The organism is Shewanella sp. SM87 (genome assembly GCF_025653705.1).
GTDB classification, from domain to species: Bacteria; Pseudomonadota; Gammaproteobacteria; order Enterobacterales; family Shewanellaceae; genus Shewanella; species Shewanella oncorhynchi.
Genome location: NZ_JAKKSC010000010.1, coordinates 21,439 through 41,641 on the forward strand (window position 1 = coordinate 21,439; position 20,203 = coordinate 41,641).

16 protein-coding genes, 1 pseudogene and 1 riboswitch are annotated in these 20,203 nt (G+C 44.5%); of the genes and pseudogenes, 9 read left to right on the forward strand and 8 right to left on the reverse strand.

Annotation, left to right across the window (positions count from 1 at the left end; translation table 11 throughout):
• Nucleotides 1-108 precede the first annotated feature (108 nt).
• From L5M11_RS09955 to katB, 4 genes are all read left to right on the forward strand, one after another.
• Nucleotides 109-564 (forward strand): hypothetical protein, encoded by a 456-nt coding sequence (locus L5M11_RS09955; protein ID WP_263163751.1) that lies wholly within the window; start codon nucleotides 109-111, stop codon nucleotides 562-564.
• Nucleotides 565-669: 105 nt separating this feature from the next.
• Nucleotides 670-1,107 carry a PaaI family thioesterase gene (locus L5M11_RS09960; protein ID WP_028761594.1) on the forward strand — a complete coding sequence of 146 codons (438 nt, stop codon included), beginning with the start codon at nucleotides 670-672 and terminating at the stop codon, nucleotides 1,105-1,107.
• Between the two features lie 82 nt (nucleotides 1,108-1,189).
• Nucleotides 1,190-1,432, forward strand: coding sequence for a YgjV family protein (locus L5M11_RS09965; protein ID WP_028761593.1), 243 nt, complete (start codon nucleotides 1,190-1,192; stop codon nucleotides 1,430-1,432).
• Nucleotides 1,433-1,759: 327 nt separating this feature from the next.
• The gene (katB, locus tag L5M11_RS09970; protein ID WP_263192010.1) at nucleotides 1,760-3,235 is read left to right on the forward strand and encodes a catalase KatB; all 1,476 of its coding nucleotides are present in this window, start codon (nucleotides 1,760-1,762) and stop codon (nucleotides 3,233-3,235) included.
• A gap of 115 nt (nucleotides 3,236-3,350) precedes the next feature.
• On the opposite strand, the gene norW is transcribed toward katB, so the two are convergent.
• The gene (gene norW / locus L5M11_RS09975; protein ID WP_263186741.1) at nucleotides 3,351-4,517 is read right to left on the reverse strand and encodes an NADH:flavorubredoxin reductase NorW; all 1,167 of its coding nucleotides are present in this window, start codon (nucleotides 4,515-4,517) and stop codon (nucleotides 3,351-3,353) included.
• Nucleotides 4,510-6,039 carry an anaerobic nitric oxide reductase flavorubredoxin gene (norV, locus tag L5M11_RS09980; protein WP_263186742.1) on the reverse strand — a complete coding sequence of 510 codons (1,530 nt, stop codon included), beginning with the start codon at nucleotides 6,037-6,039 and terminating at the stop codon, nucleotides 4,510-4,512. Before norV ends, norW begins: the two co-directional genes overlap by 8 nt.
• Nucleotides 6,040-6,265: 226 nt before the next feature.
• Here norV and norR point away from each other — a divergent pair, with 226 nt between their 5' ends.
• Nucleotides 6,266-7,873, forward strand: a complete 1,608-nt coding sequence (gene norR / locus L5M11_RS09985; RefSeq protein WP_263192011.1) for a nitric oxide reductase transcriptional regulator NorR — start codon at nucleotides 6,266-6,268, stop codon at nucleotides 7,871-7,873.
• A gap of 50 nt (nucleotides 7,874-7,923) precedes the next feature.
• Here the strand turns inward: norR and L5M11_RS09990 are convergent, their stop codons facing one another.
• Nucleotides 7,924-8,478, reverse strand: coding sequence for a TMEM165/GDT1 family protein (locus L5M11_RS09990; RefSeq protein ID WP_131524629.1), 555 nt, complete (start codon nucleotides 8,476-8,478; stop codon nucleotides 7,924-7,926).
• A 410-nt stretch (nucleotides 8,479-8,888) separates the two neighbouring features.
• Nucleotides 8,889-8,988, forward strand: a riboswitch (cyclic di-GMP riboswitch).
• A gap of 123 nt (nucleotides 8,989-9,111) precedes the next feature.
• Here L5M11_RS09990 and gbpA point away from each other — a divergent pair.
• From gbpA to L5M11_RS10005, 3 genes are all read left to right on the forward strand, one after another.
• Nucleotides 9,112-10,557, forward strand: a complete 1,446-nt coding sequence (gbpA, locus tag L5M11_RS09995; RefSeq protein WP_263192013.1) for an N-acetylglucosamine-binding protein GbpA — start codon at nucleotides 9,112-9,114, stop codon at nucleotides 10,555-10,557.
• A gap of 562 nt (nucleotides 10,558-11,119) precedes the next feature.
• Complete coding sequence (locus tag L5M11_RS10000) at nucleotides 11,120-12,295, forward strand: aromatic amino acid transport family protein (RefSeq protein ID WP_263163872.1); 1,176 nt, start codon at nucleotides 11,120-11,122, stop codon at nucleotides 12,293-12,295.
• Between the two features lie 268 nt (nucleotides 12,296-12,563).
• The gene (locus L5M11_RS10005; protein WP_263192014.1) at nucleotides 12,564-14,720 is read left to right on the forward strand and encodes a S46 family peptidase; all 2,157 of its coding nucleotides are present in this window, start codon (nucleotides 12,564-12,566) and stop codon (nucleotides 14,718-14,720) included.
• 360 nt (nucleotides 14,721-15,080) lie between these two features.
• On the opposite strand, the gene L5M11_RS10010 is transcribed toward L5M11_RS10005, so the two are convergent.
• The 5 genes and pseudogenes from L5M11_RS10010 to L5M11_RS10030 all read right to left on the reverse strand — a co-directional run bounded on the left by L5M11_RS10010 (nucleotide 15,081) and on the right by L5M11_RS10030 (nucleotide 18,087).
• Entirely contained in the window at nucleotides 15,081-16,103 is a 1,023-nt protein-coding gene (locus tag L5M11_RS10010) for a transposase (protein ID WP_263192060.1), read from the reverse strand.
• 104 nt (nucleotides 16,104-16,207) lie between these two features.
• Nucleotides 16,208-16,468: pseudogene (locus L5M11_RS10015) on the reverse strand (alpha-amylase family glycosyl hydrolase); the annotation flags it as partial.
• Nucleotides 16,374-16,838, reverse strand: a complete 465-nt coding sequence (locus tag L5M11_RS10020; protein ID WP_263185476.1) for a TadE/TadG family type IV pilus assembly protein — start codon at nucleotides 16,836-16,838, stop codon at nucleotides 16,374-16,376. The gene L5M11_RS10020 and the pseudogene L5M11_RS10015, both read right to left, overlap by 95 nt.
• Nucleotides 16,839-16,986: 148 nt before the next feature.
• Complete coding sequence (locus L5M11_RS10025; RefSeq protein WP_263185477.1) at nucleotides 16,987-17,550, reverse strand: hypothetical protein; 564 nt, start codon at nucleotides 17,548-17,550, stop codon at nucleotides 16,987-16,989.
• Between the two features lie 48 nt (nucleotides 17,551-17,598).
• Nucleotides 17,599-18,087 (reverse strand): hypothetical protein, encoded by a 489-nt coding sequence (locus L5M11_RS10030; RefSeq protein WP_263185479.1) that lies wholly within the window; start codon nucleotides 18,085-18,087, stop codon nucleotides 17,599-17,601.
• 617 nt (nucleotides 18,088-18,704) lie between these two features.
• Here L5M11_RS10030 and L5M11_RS10035 point away from each other — a divergent pair.
• Nucleotides 18,705-20,162: an OmpA family protein gene (locus tag L5M11_RS10035; protein WP_263192015.1), complete on the forward strand. Its 1,458-nt coding sequence runs from the start codon at nucleotides 18,705-18,707 to the stop codon at nucleotides 20,160-20,162.
• Nucleotides 20,163-20,203: the final 41 nt, after the last annotated feature.

A 20,203-nucleotide genomic window follows, 5' to 3' on the forward strand; every position in this document is an offset into this window, starting at 1 on the left:
TGTATATGGGGTTAACTCACAAGTGCAATTTGTGAGCTAGACTGAAACAAAGGGATGGTTAACCATCCCTTTTTTATCTCTTTTTTTCAGTTTTTATTAGGAGTGAGTATGGATACCACCTCAAATCCGCTGAAAACCATGAATATCAAGGCGCCACTGTGGTTTTACTTTGTCGCAACGCTCAGTTTGTTGTGGAATATCATGGGGCTGATGGCTTTTGTGATGCAAATGACTATGACGCCAGATGCACTCGCACAGATGAGCCCAGATCAAATTAAACTCTATGAAACGACGCCAATTTGGGTTGATGCTGTGTTTGGCTTTGCCGTGGTTTCAGGGGTTCTAGGATGCCTATTATTGTTATTCAGAAAATTAATTGCTTATAAAGTGTTGGTCGCCTCGCTTATCGCTATTTTGTTGCAAATGACCTATGTATTTTGCATTCAGCAAGCGGCTGTGGTGCTAGGAGCTGACGCGTTAATTATGCCAAGTGTAGTCGTGGTGTGGGGATTATTTCTTGTCTGGTTTAGTCAGCTAAGTACCGTTAAATCTTGGTTAGTTTGAGCCTTATTTTTGCTGATATTGATGTGACCAGCTGAGAGTAAACTAGTTGAACTTCATCCACTTCACAGTAAACTGCTGATTGGTTTTATTGACTAGGAAGTTGCAATGAGTATTTGGTTTAGAGCTGTAACGTTAGAGGATTGCGCGCGTTTAGACGCCGGTATGGGTGGCAAAGGCACCTTGATGCAGACTTTAGGAATTGAGATCAGTGAGATTGGCGACGATTACATGAAGGCCACTATGCCAGCCAGTCCGGCGGTGCATAACCCTTTGGGCATAGTGCATGGTGGCGCGAATGTCGCGCTTGCTGAAACCGTTGCCAGCTATGCGGCAAATTTCGCGGTGGATTTTGAGCAGTACTATTGTGTCGGTCAAGAAATTAACGCTAACCACTTACGGGCTTCCCGTAATGGGGTATTAACCGCCACGGCTAAGCCTATCCACTTAGGGAAGCGCAGCTCTGTATGGGAGATTTTAATCCACAACAGCGCGGGTGAACTGACTTGTATTTCACGGATGACTGCGGCTGTCGTTAAACGCTAAATGCAATGAGCCAGCTTATTACCTGTGGTGTGAATGGCGTATCAATCGTTTGATTTAAATAATATATAGATAAGGATTGGATATGGATAACGCTACAATTTGGGAATGGGTTGGTTATTTAGCTTCAGTGGTCGTTGCAATATCACTGATGATGTCAAACATTAAGAAACTGCGCTGGTGGAATCTCATTGGTGCGGCTTTATTTGTGGCCTACGGTGTGGCAATTGGGGCTTATCCTGTTGCCTTAGTTAACTTTTTTATCGTGCTGATTGACACTTATTATTTGGTTAAGCTTTATCGTGAAGCCGACTTATCCAGCAGTTAATGGCAGTGTATCAGCTTAACTCCGCTTTCTCGCACCGCACTTCGCTCCATTGTCCTGAGCAGCTATTTGGTTTTTCAACAGCATCTTAAGTGATGTGAGCGGACCATTGGCTGTGAGTCCGTGTAATTCATTAACTGTCTTGCCAAACTCATTCTTAATCTTTTTTTTAGATTATATAAATCTAGTTTAATCGTTTTGTTCTCAAGTGGTAATTCTCTATTCTTGCTCTATCGACAACACGTCGCCAGCCAAGGAGATAAACCATGGCCACCATTTACGATTTAATTGAAACCTGGTTAACCAGCAATCAAGACTAAGGAGCAGGGCATGAGTCAACAACATCAAATAAGTCAGTACTTAACGAGCCAAAACGGCGCCCCAGTGGCCGACGATCAAAACTCACTGTCGGCGGGTGAGCGTGGTCCTCTGCTATTACAAGATTGGCATTTAATTGAAAAGTTAGCCCATTTCAACCGTGAGCGTATTCCTGAGCGTATCGTGCATGCTAAAGGTACTGGGGTTTACGGCACATTTACGCTGACTAAAGATTTAAGCGATTACACCATTGCTGACCATTTCAATGGTGTTGGTAAGCAAACCGAAACCTTTATTCGTTTCTCAACCGTAGGTGGAGAAATGGGTTCTGCCGACGCAGAGCGCGATCCACGCGGCTTTGGTTTACGTTTTTATACTACCCGTGGTAATCACGATATCGTGGGTAACAATACGCCGACCTTTTTCTTACGAGATGGGATTAAGTTTCCAGACTTTATCCATACGCAAAAGCGTAATCCTAAGACAAACTTAAAAGATCCGCAGGCTATGTGGGACTTTTGGTCATTGAATCCTGAAGCTATGCATCAAGTGACCATTTTGATGTCGGATCGTGGTATTCCTGCGAACTACCGTCAAATGCACGGTTATGGTTCACACACTTTCTCGCTGTGGAATGCCAAGGGCGAGCGTTTCTGGGTGAAGTTCCACTTTAAATCGCAACAAGGTGTGGTCAACTTAACCAATGAACAGGCTGATAAATTAAAAGGGATTGATCCCGATTCATCGCAGCGCGATATGGTGGTTGCTATTACTGATGGTAACTTCCCGCGTTGGACGGTTAATGTGCAGATTATGCCTGAGGCAGATGCCAATACTTACCATATCAATCCATTTGATTTAACTAAGGTTTGGCCGCATAGCGACTATCCATTACTTGAGATTGGTGTATTAGAACTGAATCGTCTACCACAAAACTACTTTGCTGAAGTTGAGCAAGTGGCATTAGCACCGAGTAATTTGGTCCCAGGGGTTGGGGCTTCACCTGACAAGATGTTACAAGCGCGTTTATTTGCCTATGCCGATGCGCAGCGTTACCGCATTGGTACTAACTACAACCAATTGCCAGTGAACTGCCCGCATGCCGCTAAGGCAAATCACCATCAACGTGCAGGTGCGATGGCGGGCACACAATGCCCTTACCATGGCAGTCAAACGAGTGGCGACGCTTCGGCAAACTATGGCCCGAACAGCACTGCTGATGCCTTGGTTGAGCCAGTAAACTTTAGCGAACCACCATTGCGTTTAGAAGGTGAAGCGGCGCGTTATAGCCGTTATAACCAAGACGATTACACCCAAGCGGGTAATTTGTATCGCATCTTCTCTGAAGCGGAGAAAGCGCGCCTAGTGGCAACAATTTCGGGTTCATTAAGTCAAGCGAGTTTAGATGTGCAGCAACGTATGGTGGCGCATTTTACTCAAGCCGATGCGGATTACGGACAACGTATTAAACTGGCATTAGGTCTTTAAACTGTTGCTGTTGCGAATGTTTGAATAATAGTAGAAACGATAAAACTGAGTAGGAAGCCTCTACTCAGTTTTTATTATCAGCGACAACAATATTAACATTCTCGTTAATGTGCTCTTAGGCTGCAATGAGTGCTGCGTTAGGGCTATTTAGTTGCTTTAACAATCCAAATGCTTGCTGCATTTTATCCTCGGTTACGATAAATCCTATAAATGTTTCATCCACGTCGAATGCTTTAATACAGCTTCCTTGAGCATCAATATCGACTTGCCAGCGATGGACGCCATTCACTGTTATACCGCTGAGCTGCATAGGTAACAGTGGCGTTTTCACTTTAATTAGCATGGCGGGAAAATTCACTGCTGTCGGTTGGTTCAGTAATGTGTTCGCTAGCGCATTGGCGCTCAGTAACGCAGGTTGCAAATAGGCCCTATTTTGGCCGTTGATTTGGGCGCAATCACCTAGCGCATAAATATGGGCATCGTTGGTTTGTAAGCATTCGTTAACGACGATACCTTTATTGACCTCTAGCCCCGCATGCTGGGCAAGTTGACTGTTAGGGAGAAGTCCCGCTGCACAGATAACCGCATCACAAATAAACCGCTGGTCATTATCTAGGCACACAGAGATACTGCCATCTTGGTGTTGCAGTTGGCTGACTCGGGTTTGCAATTGCACTGTGACGTTATACTGCTTTAGTACAGCGGTCAGTTTGTGGCTTAACATTTCGGGTAGCATATTCGGCATTAAGCTCGCTTGTGGATCGACCAAAAACACTTGCTTACCTGCAGTTGCTAAGTCCATTGCCAGTTCAACTCCGACCAAACCAGCACCGATAACCAGTACTCTCCTCGCGCCATGGATGTCTGCTTCGCAGGCCTGATACTCCATTAAGCTGTTAACTGTGTGGATGATATCGACGCCATCCCCCTCTATAGGTGGAATAAAGGGTCGTGCACCCGTGGCAAGCACTAATTTTTTGTACGCAATTTCGCGTCCTTGATGGCAACAGACTACCTGACGAACTTTATCTATTTTTATGACTTCACAGTGATTTATTACATCAATTTGTTGCTCATGTGCAAATTCAGTCGCGGTCAATTTTATGAGGTCTGACGCCATTTTTTTAAGGCTAAACACATGGCTTAAATCTGGTTTATGGTATTCGTCACCAGAGTCGGCTGTGATAACTGTAATCGGTTGTTCGCGGTTTAAACGTCGCAGTGTTTTGACTAGCTGATATGCCGCGAATCCACTGCCGATAATGACGATAGGTTTAGACATTAGTCACCTCATTTTTTATGATAGCGAAAACGCTTTTACCTAGGCCACATTCGGGACAGAGGAAGTCTTCGGCCACTTGAGTCCAAGGTGTGCCAGCAATGACATCTTGATTAGGCTCTCCTTTTTCAGGGTCGTAAACCCATTGGCAAACGGTGCAAATCATTGATTGTGTATCATTTAATTCGCACGCTTTTGTTGCAATCGGTGCCGTCACAGGGACGTTATTAGTAGCAGTATTTTCAGCTATTTGACTGGCTGTGGTGGCTTGGTTAGGTTTTGACATGACTTGATTAATGATAGAGCGACTATTAGCACTATCGAGGGGACGCAATGCCCATTCTCGCGCGATTCGCTGGCCGTGCTGACGGCATTCTTGCATCGCATCTCGATCGGGACGCCATTTGACTTTTAATCCCACTGAGGTTTCAAAACCAGCATCCATCAAACGAGTGTGAATTCTATCGACTGCGCCGCCATTCCAGCCATAACTACCAAAAGCTGCCGCCTTTTTATTGCGAAAACGCAGGCCCGTAATTTCTTCAAGCATGGCGGCAATTTTAGGCATCATCACATTATTCATGGTGGATGAGCCGACTAAAATACCTTTTGACCTAAATGCCTGTGCAAGGATTTCGTTTTTATCATGACGTGCGACGTTATACACTTTTACCGCTACATTGGGGTCAACATCATGGATACCTTGAGCAATACCGTCGGCCATCATGCGAGTATTATTGGACATAGAGTCGTAGAAAATCGTGATGCGGTCTTCTTGATAAGCGTCGGCCCAAGCTAAATATTGGTGAATAATTTGGGCTGGATTATCACGCCACACAATGCCATGTGAAGTTGCGATCATATCTACAGGTAAATTAAAGCTTAATACTTCGTGAATTTTAGCCGTCACTAGGCTGCTAAAGGGCGTTAAAATGTTTGAGTAGTACCGTAGGCATTGTTCCATTAATTCATTTTGATCAACCTCATCATTGAATAAATGTTCGTCGCAATAGTGTTGGCCAAAGGCATCGTTACTGAATAAAACCGCATCTTCGGTGAGGTATGTCATCATGCTATCTGGCCAATGCAACATAGGTGCTTCGATAAATATCAGTTGCTTACCATTGCCTATCGCTAAACTATCCCCTGTTTTTACGGTAATGAAATTCCATTCTGGGTGGTGGTGATGTCCTACAATGGAGTCGACCGCATTTTCACTGCAGTAAATTGGAGTGTTAGGAATTTTGGCCATTAATGCAGTCAGGGCGCCTGAGTGGTCTTCCTCTGCATGGTTCATCACAATATAGTCTATGTCGGTTAGATTAATTTCAGCTTCAAGATTTTGTAAGAATTGCTGGCTAAACCGATGATCAACTGTATCAATTAACACGGTTTTTTCTTCACGGATAAGGTAGCTATTGTAGCTTGTGCCTTTAGTTATCTTGTACTCAGTACCATGAAAATCTTGCACTTCCCAATCGCGTTGGCCCACCCAGTGGATATTGTTTTTTACATGAATAGTCATAAATACACCTGTGATAATTAATAATGAATGCGCTACGTAAATCTTGCTTATTTAGTTAAATCTCTTATTGCACTCACTATGCCAACATTATAAGGTGTTGATTTTTATTGGTATTAACGTATTTCAACATTTGAAATTACTTGCTGGTGTCATAATGACAATTTGATATTTGTCAAATTGACATTACACTGTTGTCAATATGACTTTATTTGACTGTGGATGTGCTATGAGTGCCCATGCTGATTTAACTCAGTTAGCCTTAGATTTAACTGTCGGCGTGTCGACGCAAGACAGATTTGAGCGTTTGTTGGCAGTGGTCAGGCGGCGTGTCAATTGTGATGCTGCGGCATTATTGGCATTTCGGGAGCAGCAATTTGTCCCCTTGGCGATAGATGGGCTCTTTGCCGAAGTGTTAGGGCGGCGCTTTCAAATTAGTGAACATCCGAGATTAGAGGCTATCGCCCGTGCTGGCGATGTGGTTCGTTTCCCGGCCGACAGTGAACTTCCCGATCCGTATGATGGTTTAATTCCACATCATAGTGCGAACTTACATGTACATGCTTGCATTGGTTTACCACTAATCGCGAACGATCGCTTAATTGGGGCGCTCACCATTGATGGTTTCAACCCTCATCAGTTTGATGGTTTTAGTGATAGCGAGTTGCGTGTGATCAGTGCACTGGCCGCAGCCAGTCTTAATACTGCGTTATTGATGCAACAGCTAGAATCCCAAGTTGTTGAAGTTTCCAATGGCACTGAGGTGCTCAATCGTCCTGCTAGTCAGCAGGAGATCATAGGGCAATCCACACAGATCCAATCGCTAAAGCAGCAGATAAGTGCCGTGGCAGGCACGGATTTATCGGTATTAATTACCGGCGAAACTGGCGTGGGTAAGGAGTTAGTGGCCGCGGCGATACATAATCAATCGACCAGAGCCGATAAATCACTTATCTATTTGAACTGCGCTGCATTGCCGGAGTCCGTCGCCGAAAGCGAGTTATTTGGACATGTAAAAGGGGCATTTACGGGGGCAATCAGTCATAGGCAAGGCAAGTTTGAACTCGCTGACAAGGGGACCTTGTTTTTAGATGAAATCGGGGAGCTTCCCTTGGGGCTGCAAGCTAAGTTATTGAGGGTTTTACAATACGGTGAATTACAGCGAGTGGGCAGTGATAAGAGCCTAAAAGTGAATACTCGGATTATTGCCGCCACTAATCGAATTTTGCACCAAGAGGCAACGGAAGGGCGCTTTCGTTTCGATCTTTACCATAGGTTGAGCGTGTTTCCTATCCACGTAGCACCATTAAGAGAGCGTGGGCAAGATATTGTCATGCTGACAGGTTTTTTTCTTGAACGTTGTAAAGCGAAGTTAGGACTCACCCATATCAATATCACACCCGCAGCGCAGCAGTTATTAGAGCAATACACATGGCCGGGTAATGTGCGTGAGCTAGAGCATGCGATACACAGGGCTGCGGTGTTGGCGAAAGCCGAGCTAAAAACGACTTACATCAGCTTAAGTAATAAACATTTTCAGCTCGATTCTTTGATGAATCAAGCACACAGAACAGTCGACGAAGATAGGCCATCAGATGCCGCAACGCCAGCCAGTGAATTAGCATTTAGGTCTGAGTCGGCCTGTCGTGAGGGACAATCGCAAGATAATTCCAGTGTTATGCTGGGGCTTAAGGCTGCGACTGAGAGATATCAGCGTCAACTTATTCGCCAAGTTTTAGCCGCGAATCAACAAAATTGGGCTGCGTGTGCAAGAATATTGCAAATCGATACAGGTAATTTGCACCGACTTGCAAAACGGTTAGGTTTAAAAGAATAAAATATTGCGTGAAGAAATTTTATTCTGCAGCAAAACCACAGCCTCGATTCTTAGAAGAACAGTGTTGCTACGCCTAAGAGTGCGAACAATACGGCGCAGCCACGGTGTATCCACAACATAGGTAATTTTTCGGCGCTGAAGTGGCCTGCGATCACTACGGGTACGTTAGCAAGCAGCATGCCTAAGGTTGTGCCTGCAACCACCATAGTTAATGAATCGTATTTTGCGGCTAATACCACAGTTGCGATTTGTGTTTTATCCCCCATTTCGGCGATAAAAAACAGGATAAAGGTGGCGAGAAAGGGGCCCATTTTATAGAAACGGCTCTCTTCTGCATCGACTTTATCGGGGATTAACACCCAAAGAGCGATTGCAAAGAAGGACGCGGCCACTAAATAACGTGCAAGATCTGGGCTTACCCAGTTAATGGCCCATTGGCCAATCCAAGCTGCGGCAAAATGGTTAAATAATGTCGACAGCAAAATACCTAAAATAATGGCGGTTTTATTTTTAAATCTTGCGGCGAGGATTAGTGCAAGTAATTGAGTTTTATCACCAATTTCGGCGATAGCAACCGTAAAGGTTGAGGCAAGTAGGGCTTCCAAGTGTGATCCTTTAGGGGTGGTTATGACATAAGCACAATAAACCGTCCACCCCTAGGTGCGGTCATTGTGCTCAGGTCTTGCTGGGCAAATCTATGATTTGCTGTGAACACCATGGCATGTTGCCAAGTATGTTGATGTTCACCCTAGATGACGATGGCTCGAAATCCAGTTAGCTACTCCCCCGAAGCGAGGTGGGCATTATACCTAGGTAAGATTTAGTTTCAAGCACGAGTTTATAACAGTAGGTGCTGATAAATGTTTGACGGGTGTCAGAAAAATACCGATTCACATTCTGTAACTTAATGAATATAAATGAATTATTTTTTGACAACGTTGTCTTTTGTTGCTAATTTAGCCAAGTCATTTCTACTTGGTTACATACTGTTAACTCGTAGTGACTCAATGATAACGACTGTATTTGGCAAACTAATTGAAAAGTTAGGACGCAAAGCTTCCGGTCTAAGGTTGTAAATGGATTTTTTAGTGAACTAAGATAGCGGAGTTGCCGCAGAATTCGATTTCTGTGAAAGATAAACGACTGCTGTTTAATGCTGTTGTTTGCCCAAATACCACTTTTATATCTAAGCCTATCATTATGTTTAGGATGATAGGCAATCAATGGAGTGCATTAAAGTGGCAAATCCTACTGTTTTTTCCCCTATTTCTAAATTGAGTTTATTGGCCGCGGCAGTAATGGCGACGAATGCGTTTGTGAGTATCTCTGCGCAGGCGCACGGTTATGTTGTGGCACCTGAATCGCGTTCATATGCCTGTAAAACAGGTAAAAATGCCAATTGTGGTGCGGTGCAATGGGAGCCACAAAGTGTTGAGGGGCCATCGGGTTTTCCTGAATCAGGTCCTGCTGATGGCAAACTGGCGAGTGCTGGCAATGGTGCTTTTTCACCTTTGGATGAACAAAGCCCGAGCCGTTGGGCAAAGACGGATATTAAAGCGGGCTGGAATAAATTCAGTTGGCAGTTCACAGCAAATCATGTCACCCGTAATTGGCGTTACTATTTAACTCGCCAAGATTGGAACCCAAACCAAGCTTTGAGCCGAGCGAGCTTTGACTTAGCCCCCTTTTGCGTAGTTGATGGTGGCATGGAACAGCCGCCTAAGTTAGTGACCCATGACTGTTACGTGCCAGAAGGTCGCAGTGGTTATCAAGTGATCTTGGCCGTGTGGGAAGTGGGAGATACGACGAATAGTTTCTACAATGCTATCGATGTGAACTTGGGCTCGGGTCCTATTGTGCCGAGTGAATGGCAAGATGTGGGGGATATCAATCCGTCACTCGATCTAAAAGCAGGCGATAAAGTGATGACCCGGGTGTTTGACGCCAATGGTGAGCAAACGGCTAAGCAAACAGTCATTACCATTAGTGATGCGACTCAAGGTGATAAACAAAATTGGCCTTTCCTATTAGCAAGCGCGATTAATGCCCAGCAGGCCCAGTTAAAAGCGGGACAAAAAAATGCATCGGGTGTGATTGAGCCTGTGTATGGCAAAAACGACATTTTTACAGCGAAAAACTCAGGTATTGAGCGTGTCGAAGTAGGATTTGATTTAGCTCCTGCTCCGGGCAACAGCTTAGAGGTCACTTCACTTGCCGACGATTATCAAATTATCGACGGTGCGGCGAAGGTCAGCTTTGATGTGACCAGTAACGCCGAGATGCTAGTGTCAGCGTATTTGTTTAGCCATGATGGCACCGCGGCAGGTTTTGTGAGCCAAACTGTTAACAATACCAGTGCGAGCTTAGTGTTAGACGTCGTTGAGCCTAAAGCTGGGCATTATCATTTGCAGGTAAAAGCTGAGCCTAAACAAGGTGATGTTATTCAGCAGAACTTTGATCTCTTCTTAAAGGATCAAGCTCCTGCACCAGAAGCTGATTTTGTATTCCCAGCAGGCGTGAAAGGTTACGTTGCAGGTACTACAGTGTTACAGCCTAAAAATGGCAAAGTGTATCAATGTAAGCCATTCCCTTATAGCGGCTATTGCGTGCAGTGGTCGGCTTCTGCCACAGGATTTGAGCCAGGTGTTGGCGCTTCTTGGGCTATGGCGTGGACTGAGCTGTAAATTAACATTTTGAGTTAATCAATTCTCAACATGATGTGATTGGGCTTAAACATATTCGCTGTGTTTAAGCCCTTTTTGTCTGCATCGGATGGAAAAAGACCGGCTTTATTTTGATTCGAGCCTAATACAAGATTACAGGTATTCTCAACAAAGGTAGCGATTTTGTTGGCTTGTTTATTTTCGTTTATCACAGCGCTATTAAGTTGTTACCGTACCGTTTGCTACCCTTCTTTGTTCACAACTGGCTTGCCCACTGGGTTTGGCTCTGTTAATGTCCCAAACTATCTATTTAATCGATGCTTATATCGGTACATTCATTTGGGCTATCACAATTGAAAGTCATGCCATTTTTCAATAATCGATTTAGTTAGCCTCAATGGCTACTGGGTTGAAACATTCAAAAGCTATTGGGGCCAATTGATCTGCTAGGTCGAGATCTGATTGGATGCTTTAAGTGATGTGTCGCTTATTTCGATTTAAGACGCAAGGCTTTATCGGTTCAAATCTTACTCAAATAAAATAATAATTAATTATTGAACAGGACTATTGTGTGAATTCAAAAATGTTAGGCTCGATCGCCATCGTTGCCGGGACGGCCATTGGCGCAGGTATGTTAGCGTTACCTTTAGCCACAGCGGCTTTAGGTATTATCCCTGCTTTAGTGTTACTCGTCGTTATTTGGGGCGTGTCCGCCTATACCTCATTACTTATGCTCGAAATTAACTTACGCACTGGCGTGGGGGATAACGTGCATGCTATTACGGGTAAGTTACTGGGTAAAAAAGGTCAAATAATTCAAGGTGCTTCTTTCCTGAGTTTATTATTTGCTTTGACCGCGGCTTATCTCACCGGCGGCTCTTCGTTATTAGTGCTTAAAGCGAAGAACATGTTCGATATCGTGCTCGATAATCAAGTCGCAGTGTTGTTATTTACACTCGTGCTCGGTGGCTTTGCGGCGCTAGGTGTTGCTTGGGTCGATAAAGTGTCACGTTTCCTATTTTCGTTAATGATTCTATTGCTCGTGGTGGTGGTATTATTTTTATTGCCCGAAGTCAGTATTGCTAGCATGGCAACTGGCGCGATTGCCGAGTCTATGACCAGCAATTGGATGGCGGCAATTCCCGTAGTGTTTACTTCGTTTGGTTTCCACGTCTGTATCGCCACTTTAGTGCGTTATCTCGATGGCGATGCGGTATCACTGCGTAAGGTGTTGTTAATCGGCTCGACTATCCCACTTGCTTGTTATGTTCTGTGGTTATTGGTGACTTTAGGCACAGTAGGCGGATATGAGGTGAATAGTTTTGAAGGTTCACTACCTTCACTCGTCACGGCATTACAGGATATTGCTCATACACCTTGGATCAGCAAATGTATTTCATTATTCGCTGATTTAGCCTTAGTGACCTCATTCCTCGGTGTGACCTTAAGTTTATATGACTTTATCGCTGAATTAACTCGCGCCAAAGAAACGTTTGCCGGCCGTATTCAAACTTGGTTACTGACCTTTATTCCGCCTGTTTTGTGTGCCTTGTATTTGCCTGAAGGCTTTGTGGCGGTACTGGGATTTGCGGCCGTACCATTGGTCGTGATGATCATCTTTTTGCCAATTGTTATGGCACTGCGTCAACGTCAGTCGCAGCTTGGGGGTTATCAAGTGTCTGGCGGATCTGTTGCGTTAGTCATTACAGGTTTGTTAGGTGCCGTGATTGTGGGTGCCCAACTATTTGTTGGGATCTAATTCATTGCGATAGGTGTGGCTTTTTAGCCAACGCGGCTGAGTAACTTTGATTAAATGTATTTGCTTTGTAAGCGAGTTTTTCAAAGTCTGTTATAGAGAGTGTCGCATGTGATAAAGTCAGGCCCCGGCCTGACTTTTTGCTTTTTAGGTTTTAAAGCGAGTGATGCTGGGTTTTAGCACAGTTATTTAAAATTAAAACAACGCTATTAAAACGATAAAATGGCCCAGCTTGCGCGTGGCTTCATTCACATAAAACGGACTTAACACAATGAAAAAATGGTTACTCACAGTTGCCGTGGCCGCTAGTTTTGGCGCACAGGCTGACGAAGGTATGTGGCAGCCCCATCAACTGCCTGCTATGGCTGATGAGCTGAAAGCAAAAGGCCTTGAAATTGATGCAAAATCGATTTCTAAACTCACCGAATTCCCGATGAATGCCGTGATAAGCCTTGGCGGTTGCACTGCATCATTTGTATCGCCAAAGGGCCTAGTCGTGACTAACCATCACTGTGCATATGGGGCAATTCAATACAATTCCACTCCTGAGAAAAATCTGCTGCAGGATGGTTTTTTAGCTAAGACCTTCGCCGATGAATTACCTGCGACCCCTGGCTCACGTGTCTATGTGACTGAAGATGTCACTAATGTCACTGAGCGAGTTAAAAACGGGCTTGAAGGTAAAGTGGGCAGCGCCTTCTATCAAGGCGTTGAAAGCCAAGAAAAAGCGTTAGTTGCTGAATGTGAAAAAGAAGATGGTTACCGTTGCCAAGTGTATAGCTTTCACGGCGGCCTCGAATATTATCTGGTTAAGCAATTGGAAATCCGTGATGTGCGTTTAGTCTATAACCCAGCCGCGAGCGTGGGTAAATACGGCGGCGACGTAGACAACTGGATGTGGCCACGTCACACAGGCGATTTTTCTTTCTACCGTGCTTATGTATCTAAAGCGGGTAAACCAGCAGAATTTAGCAGCGACAACGTGCCATACGAGCCAAAAAGTTTCTTAAAAGTCTCGGCTAAAGGCGTGAGTGAGGGTGATTTTGTGATGGTTGCAGGCTACCCAGGTCGTACCAACAGATATCGCACAGCTACTGAAGTTCAAAATGAGTTTGAGTGGGCTTATCCCGAAGGCAAAATGCTGCGTGAACGCTTTATAGAGATCATTAAAGAAACCGCGCCAGAGGGCAGCGACGAGCGTATTAAGTACGAGAGTCAAATTGCTGGCCTTGCAAATTACGCGAAAAACTTCACTTCTATGATCGAGTTTTACGGCAAATCAACCATGTTGGCTGACCGTAAAGCCCTCGAAGCTAAGCTTGCGGCGTGGATAGCCAAAGACAGCAGTCGTGAAGCGAAATACGGTAAAACCTTAGCGGAATTAGATGCCTTGATTGCCAAAGGCAAAACGCATCAAGAGCGTGACATGATCTTAAGCTATATAGGCAGCACGACTATGTTGCCGACGGCGCGTAGCTTATATCGCCTCGCGAACGAGAAACAACTGCCAGATATGCAGCGTGAACCGGGCTTCCAAGATCGTGATATGACACGTCTAAAAGCCAGCATGGAGCGTATCGACCGTCGTTATGCGCCGAGCGTTGATAAAGCGGTATTGCTCGACATGCTAAAACGCTACGCCGCACTGCCAGAAGATCAGCGCCTACCCGCATTGGATAAAGCCTTTGGTATCGATAAAAAGTTTAGTGAAGCTAAGCTTTCGAAAACCTTAGATAAAATGTACGCCAAAACTGAGTTAGGTAAGAAAGACGTTCGTCTGGCGTGGATGGATAAATCCGTTGCCGATTTTAAAGCCTCTAAAGATCCTTTCATTCAATTCGCTGTCGCTATGTATGACACTGATATGGCTAAAGAAAAGAAAGAAAAAGAATTAGCGGGTGAACTAATGAAGGTGCGTCCGCAATATATGGATGCCATTATTGCTTACAACCTAGAGCAAGGTAAGCCAGTGTATGCCGATGCTAACTCAAGCTTACGTGTCACGGTTGGTCATGTGAAAGGCTATTCGCCAAAAGACGGTTTAGTGGCCGTGCCATTCACTCGCCTTGAAGGCATAGTGCAAAAGGACACGGGTGTTGACCCATTCGATGCACCGAAGAAAGAGTTAGAGCTGATTAAGCAGAAGCAATATGGTGATTTCTATATGAAATCAATAGATTCTGTACCAGTAAACTTTTTATCAACTTTAGATACTACTGGCGGAAATTCTGGCTCACCGACCTTAAACGGCCGCGCTGAACTCGTCGGCCTATTGTTCGACGGTGTATATGAAAGCATTATTGGCGGTTGGGCATTTGATAATGAAATTAACCGTTCTATTCATGTCGACAGCCGTTATATGCTGTGGGTCATGAAGTATTTAGATCATGCCGACAATTTATTAGCTGAGATGGAAATCGTTAAGTAATCCATTGCCGCACCAGCAATGGTGCGGCCTATAGTGGCATAGTGAATTTGGATTATCAGCATTCAAGTGCGATTTAGTGCTTTAAAAATACTGAAATAACAAGACAACAAAATAGCGATAAACTCACTGGGTTTATCGCTTTTTTTGTAGCTGTAATGGCCTGCTGACGGCGTTAAGATAGCTTCCGTGATAGGGGCGCTAGGGCATTAGCTCACCTTTTTAGCATTAACGTAACCAGTGGATTGAAAATATATACGCAACACACTTTTGGACAAAAGCGTGCTGGGTTTTACGCGAAATTATTTTCATTTTGGATAAACAAACATAATCCGTTGAGCAGAATCGTAGTTAGTGATGCGCTTAAGGATGTAACGCTTGGCTTGAGGCTTTACCTTTACACCATTTGCCGCTGCTGTGCTGCTTTTTAAACGCGCACATAGCATCCCAACGACCACTTATACCACTGTATTGACGACGAAACTCTTTAGCTGACGTGAGCCAAGCATCGGAGGCTATGCTTAACTCATTAAGCAGTTTCGGCCGTTGATTATCGATAAAGCCTTTTTTATCATGGCGAATCGCGCGCCCTGTCCAATCAATCAGTTCAAGATAATCAGCAAAATGAAACGCAATGCCTGTTTGCTCACCAAGGTGTGCGGCACCATCGAATTGGGCGAGGGATTTGTGCCTTGGTTGATGAAGATTATCGACATGATTAGAGGGGATTAAGTCGTTGTTGGGTGAATTAAGCTCGTTAATCCTTTCTTGAATTGATGTGAAATCAGATTGTTGCAAAGAGTCGGCAATCCCTGCTCGAATAGGGTTTAAATCGACGTACATCATACAGGCCAGTAATGCTTGCTCATCTAACAGCGCTTGCGACTTAAACCGCCCCTCCCAAAAGGCGCCTTTACACTCATCTTCACGATTAGCCTTGCGAGCAATTTCTTCATTTAAACAGCGCATAAACCAAGAAATATTGCTCAGTCGCTCATGCCATTCGGTCAGTAAGCCATCGAGCAACATGGTTTCACCGTCAATTAAGGTGTCACCCTTCATATACTTAGTCGCAACGGCATGGCCTTTGGTTATTTTGCACCAGCGACTGATAATATCTTTGTGCGTTAACGATTTAGCTTTTTCGACATCAATTTTAAGCACCAGATGATAATGGTTACTCATCACCGCATAAGCACAAATATCGATACAAAAAATTGCAGACAATACTTTGATTTTATCTACAATCCAGCCACGTCTATGCCCATAACTGCGCCCGGTGATTTTATCCTCACCGCACAAAAAAGTTCTGCGAACACAACGATTTATTACATGATGATAAGGCGTTGAATTCGCATCAATTAACTGTCTTCTGGTCGAGGTTATTACAAGTCACCGCACTGGCTAAATTAGGATGATTTAAAGCTTAGTTTAGAGTGCAAGAAAATACAAAAAGATATGGCTGTCCCCGCTTTTCCGCTTTTATTGTGCGTTAACGATTTAGCTTTTTCGACATCAATTTTAAGCACCAGATGATAGTGGTTACTCATCACTGCATAAGCACAAATATCGATACAAAAAATTGCAGACAAGACTTTGATTTTATCTACAATCCAGCCACGTCTATGCCCATAACTGCGCCCGGTGAATTTATCCTCACCGCACAAAAAAGTTCTGCGAACACAACGATTTATTACATGATAATAAGGCGTTGAATTCGCATCGATTAATTGTCTTCTGGCCGAGGTCATCACAAGTCACCGCATTGGCTAAATTAGGATGATTTAAAGCTTGGTTTAGAGTGCAAGAAAAAACAAAAAGATCTGGCTGTCCCCGCTTTTTTTGATTGGCAACCATGGCCCGATTGGTAATGGCGATAACATTCATATCGCGGGTAATCATGGTGGCGGTGCTGTAGGCAACGTTGTCGGCCGTGTTCTGTAATCGCACCCGCTCGGTCGCGACCACACCTGAGTCATACAAAGAAAATACCGCCAAACCAATTGCGGCAAATATCGCCAGAAAAAGGACGCTGGCGTATCCTGCCTGCCGGTGAGGGAATCGACTTAAATTAGCTTTTGCAGCGGCTCTGTATAACAGGTAGCGGTAGAACACTTGCATGGCTCAATCCTTGACCGTGGTTTCTGTCCTTCGAGTGGCGCACGCCGTGAACTCTTCCGATATTGAGAGCATGGAAAAGCCGACGGCGATGCTTGAATGCTCAGCCTTTATTCACATTAAATTTGTTGCTAGGGTGTGGGGACGCCTGCTATTGATACTCAGCCTTCCATAAAGTCAAAGGTTCGGCGGAGCACCATTGCCAGAATTTCTTCTCAACCAAGTCACTTGCCGCGGCAGCATCCCGCCCCTCAAACAAGCGCCAATTTTCCTCTGCAGATTTCAGGGCATACTGTCTCAAGTGACCGGTGACCCTTTCTAAATCAACCCCCTCCAACAGAACATCCCGGTAGAGCTCCCACGGTACTTGTGCATTGGGATCCAGTTGCTGGTTTCTGAAGAACCCCTCTGTGTAAACGCTGGCCGAACTGCCTGCCGACACACACTCGTCCCAACGTTTGCAGCGAAAGAAATACTCGTCCTCCGCCTCAGTCGTTCCTGTTAGCTCTCGATAGGGGCAAGCTCGTTCCCAAGCCTTATCGATATTGGTTTCGGCTATACCTTTGCGCGCCAGTTCAATCTCATAAGGCTTAGGAAACATCTCCAATAACAAGTCATAGCCGGATTTTTCCTCTGCAATGGAAAAAGCTGCTGCGCTGAACAGCGAGACACAAAGTAAAAGTTTTGTCTGAAATAACCTTATTCTGAATCGCATTTTTACACCTTAGTCACTGTTGATATGAAATTGAAATACATGCCAATCCTAATCATCGAGTTTACTTTTCCAAATCGACAAAGGTTCGACAGCGCACCATTGCCAGAATTGCTTTTTAACGAGTTTGTCAGCTTCACTAGCACTTCGCCCTTCAAACAAGCGCCAGTTTTCTTCAGCAAACTTCAAGGCGTAGTTATAAGAGTGCCCCGAACCGCCACCAAATTCTGCGTCATTTTTGGCCAAGTCTTCGCCATCTTTTTTCCACTGCTGAGGAATTTCCTCCCCAGTTTTATGGTGCTTGAAAAAACCTTCAGTAAACCGACTCGCATCAGCGCCCGCTGTTTTACAATCTTGCCAGCGGCGACAACGCAGGGGAGCTTTGTCTACATCGAAATCGCCCGAACCTTCAGTAAGCAAACGAGAGCTGTTATATGGACATGGCCGCTCCCAAGCATTATCTATGCTTGTTTCTGCCACGCTTTTACGAGCAAATTCAACCTCATGCTGTTTTGGTGCATTCGCAAGGATGCTTTGCACTGTTAGTACTTTTTCTTCCGCTATAGAAGTAGGTGTAGCGCTGAGCAGTGATATACAAAGTAAAAGTTTTACGTGAGATAACATTATTCTGAATCGCATTTTTGCAAAGTCCTTTGAGCATGAGTTTAGCTAGCTAAAAATGGGAAAAACCAACTGAAGTTATAGCCTTAGTTCCATTATGTCTTCGTTATTGACGATTCGTTTTCGGCGTCGTCTTTGTATCCGTTAATGTCTTCGTGTTTACTGAATGAGTAAACATTTTCTATTTATAATTTCATCAGCATATAAAAATATGGCTTTCGGAAAAAATTAATTGCCCTTTTATAAGGAGATGTATTGCTGATGGCTATAACACTAAAGAAGGATTTCTGACTAATTAGCTGTATAACTCAGCGCATCTTAATGTAATTTTGATTTGGTTATTAAGCTGCTTATATGTCATAGATTTTTTGAGCGCAACGCTAGTAAGGGAGGTGGCTTTTAAAGTTTGAAAATATGTCTCAAGCTTTGAAGTAATATCTAGGCTGAATTATTTTGCATTTTATCGTAATATCGTTCGCGCTTATGTTTTTAAGCTATGAGTTAAATTTCTATTTACCCACAGAAAAGGATTTTTTATGGGACATAAGACGTTATTGAGTGTTGTACTTTTGACCGCGACCTGCGGTGTCGCCACTTTTGCGGTGAATGCTGAATCGCTGTTTACTCCCTTTCCTGACGCCAAATCGCCTGAAGAAAAGCGCATCCACTTTACGCCCTTTGAACTTATCACCGCAGTGAATGGTGACAAGTTCACTCTGTTGCCTGTATCGGGGAAATTGACTCGACAAAGCATTGAGCTTCCCGAGAGTTATAGTCCTGAGCATGTTATCAATAATTATTTGGCACAGCTAAAAAAGCTGAATGCTGAAGTGTTATTTAGTTGTCAGGCCGTCACCTGCGGTGATGGTCAAGTCATGCAAACTCAGCTAAAGCCGCTTAAAAGCGTGAATGCCGACTATCACAGTGCTTACGTGGCGGCAAAACTGAAAGGTACTCGCGGTGAGGTTTACACCAGTATCTATGTCGTCAATCGCGAGGACAGATATACCTATCTGCAAGTCGATATTCTCGACGCTATCCCTGAGCCGCTGGACTTAATCCAAGCGAATAGTGACTTTTTACAGCAGGCGCCGAAGAACATTGAGATTAAAGATAGGCGTAGTGACGATGCTCAAGGCTCGACAGACCATCCTTTGCTGGGACGTATGCCCGGCAGTTATATTACAAGTTACAAACAAACTAACTTTACCCAAGTGCCTGTATTGGTGGGGATCTCGGGCGCAAATTATCAAACCAAATCGCTGGACGCCAAGCTTACCCAAATAAGTTATCAGATGCCTGAAAGCTATTCCCTGTTTGAAATTAACAGCAATTATGCCGCAGCCGCACAAAAGCTTGCAGCAGAGCGGGTATTCCATTGCAAAGGCACGGCTTGCGGCGACGATGATAGCCTGATTAATGTCATCAAATTAATCAAGGACGATAAAGAGGACGAATGGCAGGAGTATCAGCTGTTTAAGCTTAGTCACGCAAAGGGCGATGTTTACTTCGATATCTATTCCCAAGGATATTTCGATGGCACACCTGCCGATACTACCCTCAGGGTAATGGAACTCTCTACTCTGAAGGATGATCGAGTGGCGATTGACCTCAATGCTTTGACCGATGCGATTAGCCAAACTGGCAAGGCGACGTTGGAGGGATTGCTGTTTGATTATGACAGTGAGCGCATGTTGCCTGAGTCCAAACCTGTACTGGAGGTGCTGGCAAGCTATCTTAAGCAGCATCCGGCGATGAGTTTTTATGTGGTTGGACATACCGATGACAAGGGCGAGCGGAGTTACAATCAAAGCCTGTCGGAGCGCCGCGCCGCAGCTGTGATTAAGCAGTTGAGTGACGGGTTTCAAATTCCGTCGGCCCAATTAACCGCCCACGGTAACGGGGAATATAGCCCTGTCGCCAGCAATACTAATGACGCCGGACAAAAACTGAATCGCAGAGTGGAGTTAGTACTTCGTTCCGATAAAAAGTAGCTCATATTAATAAGCTTGAAAGGGGAGCTTCGTTTTATAGA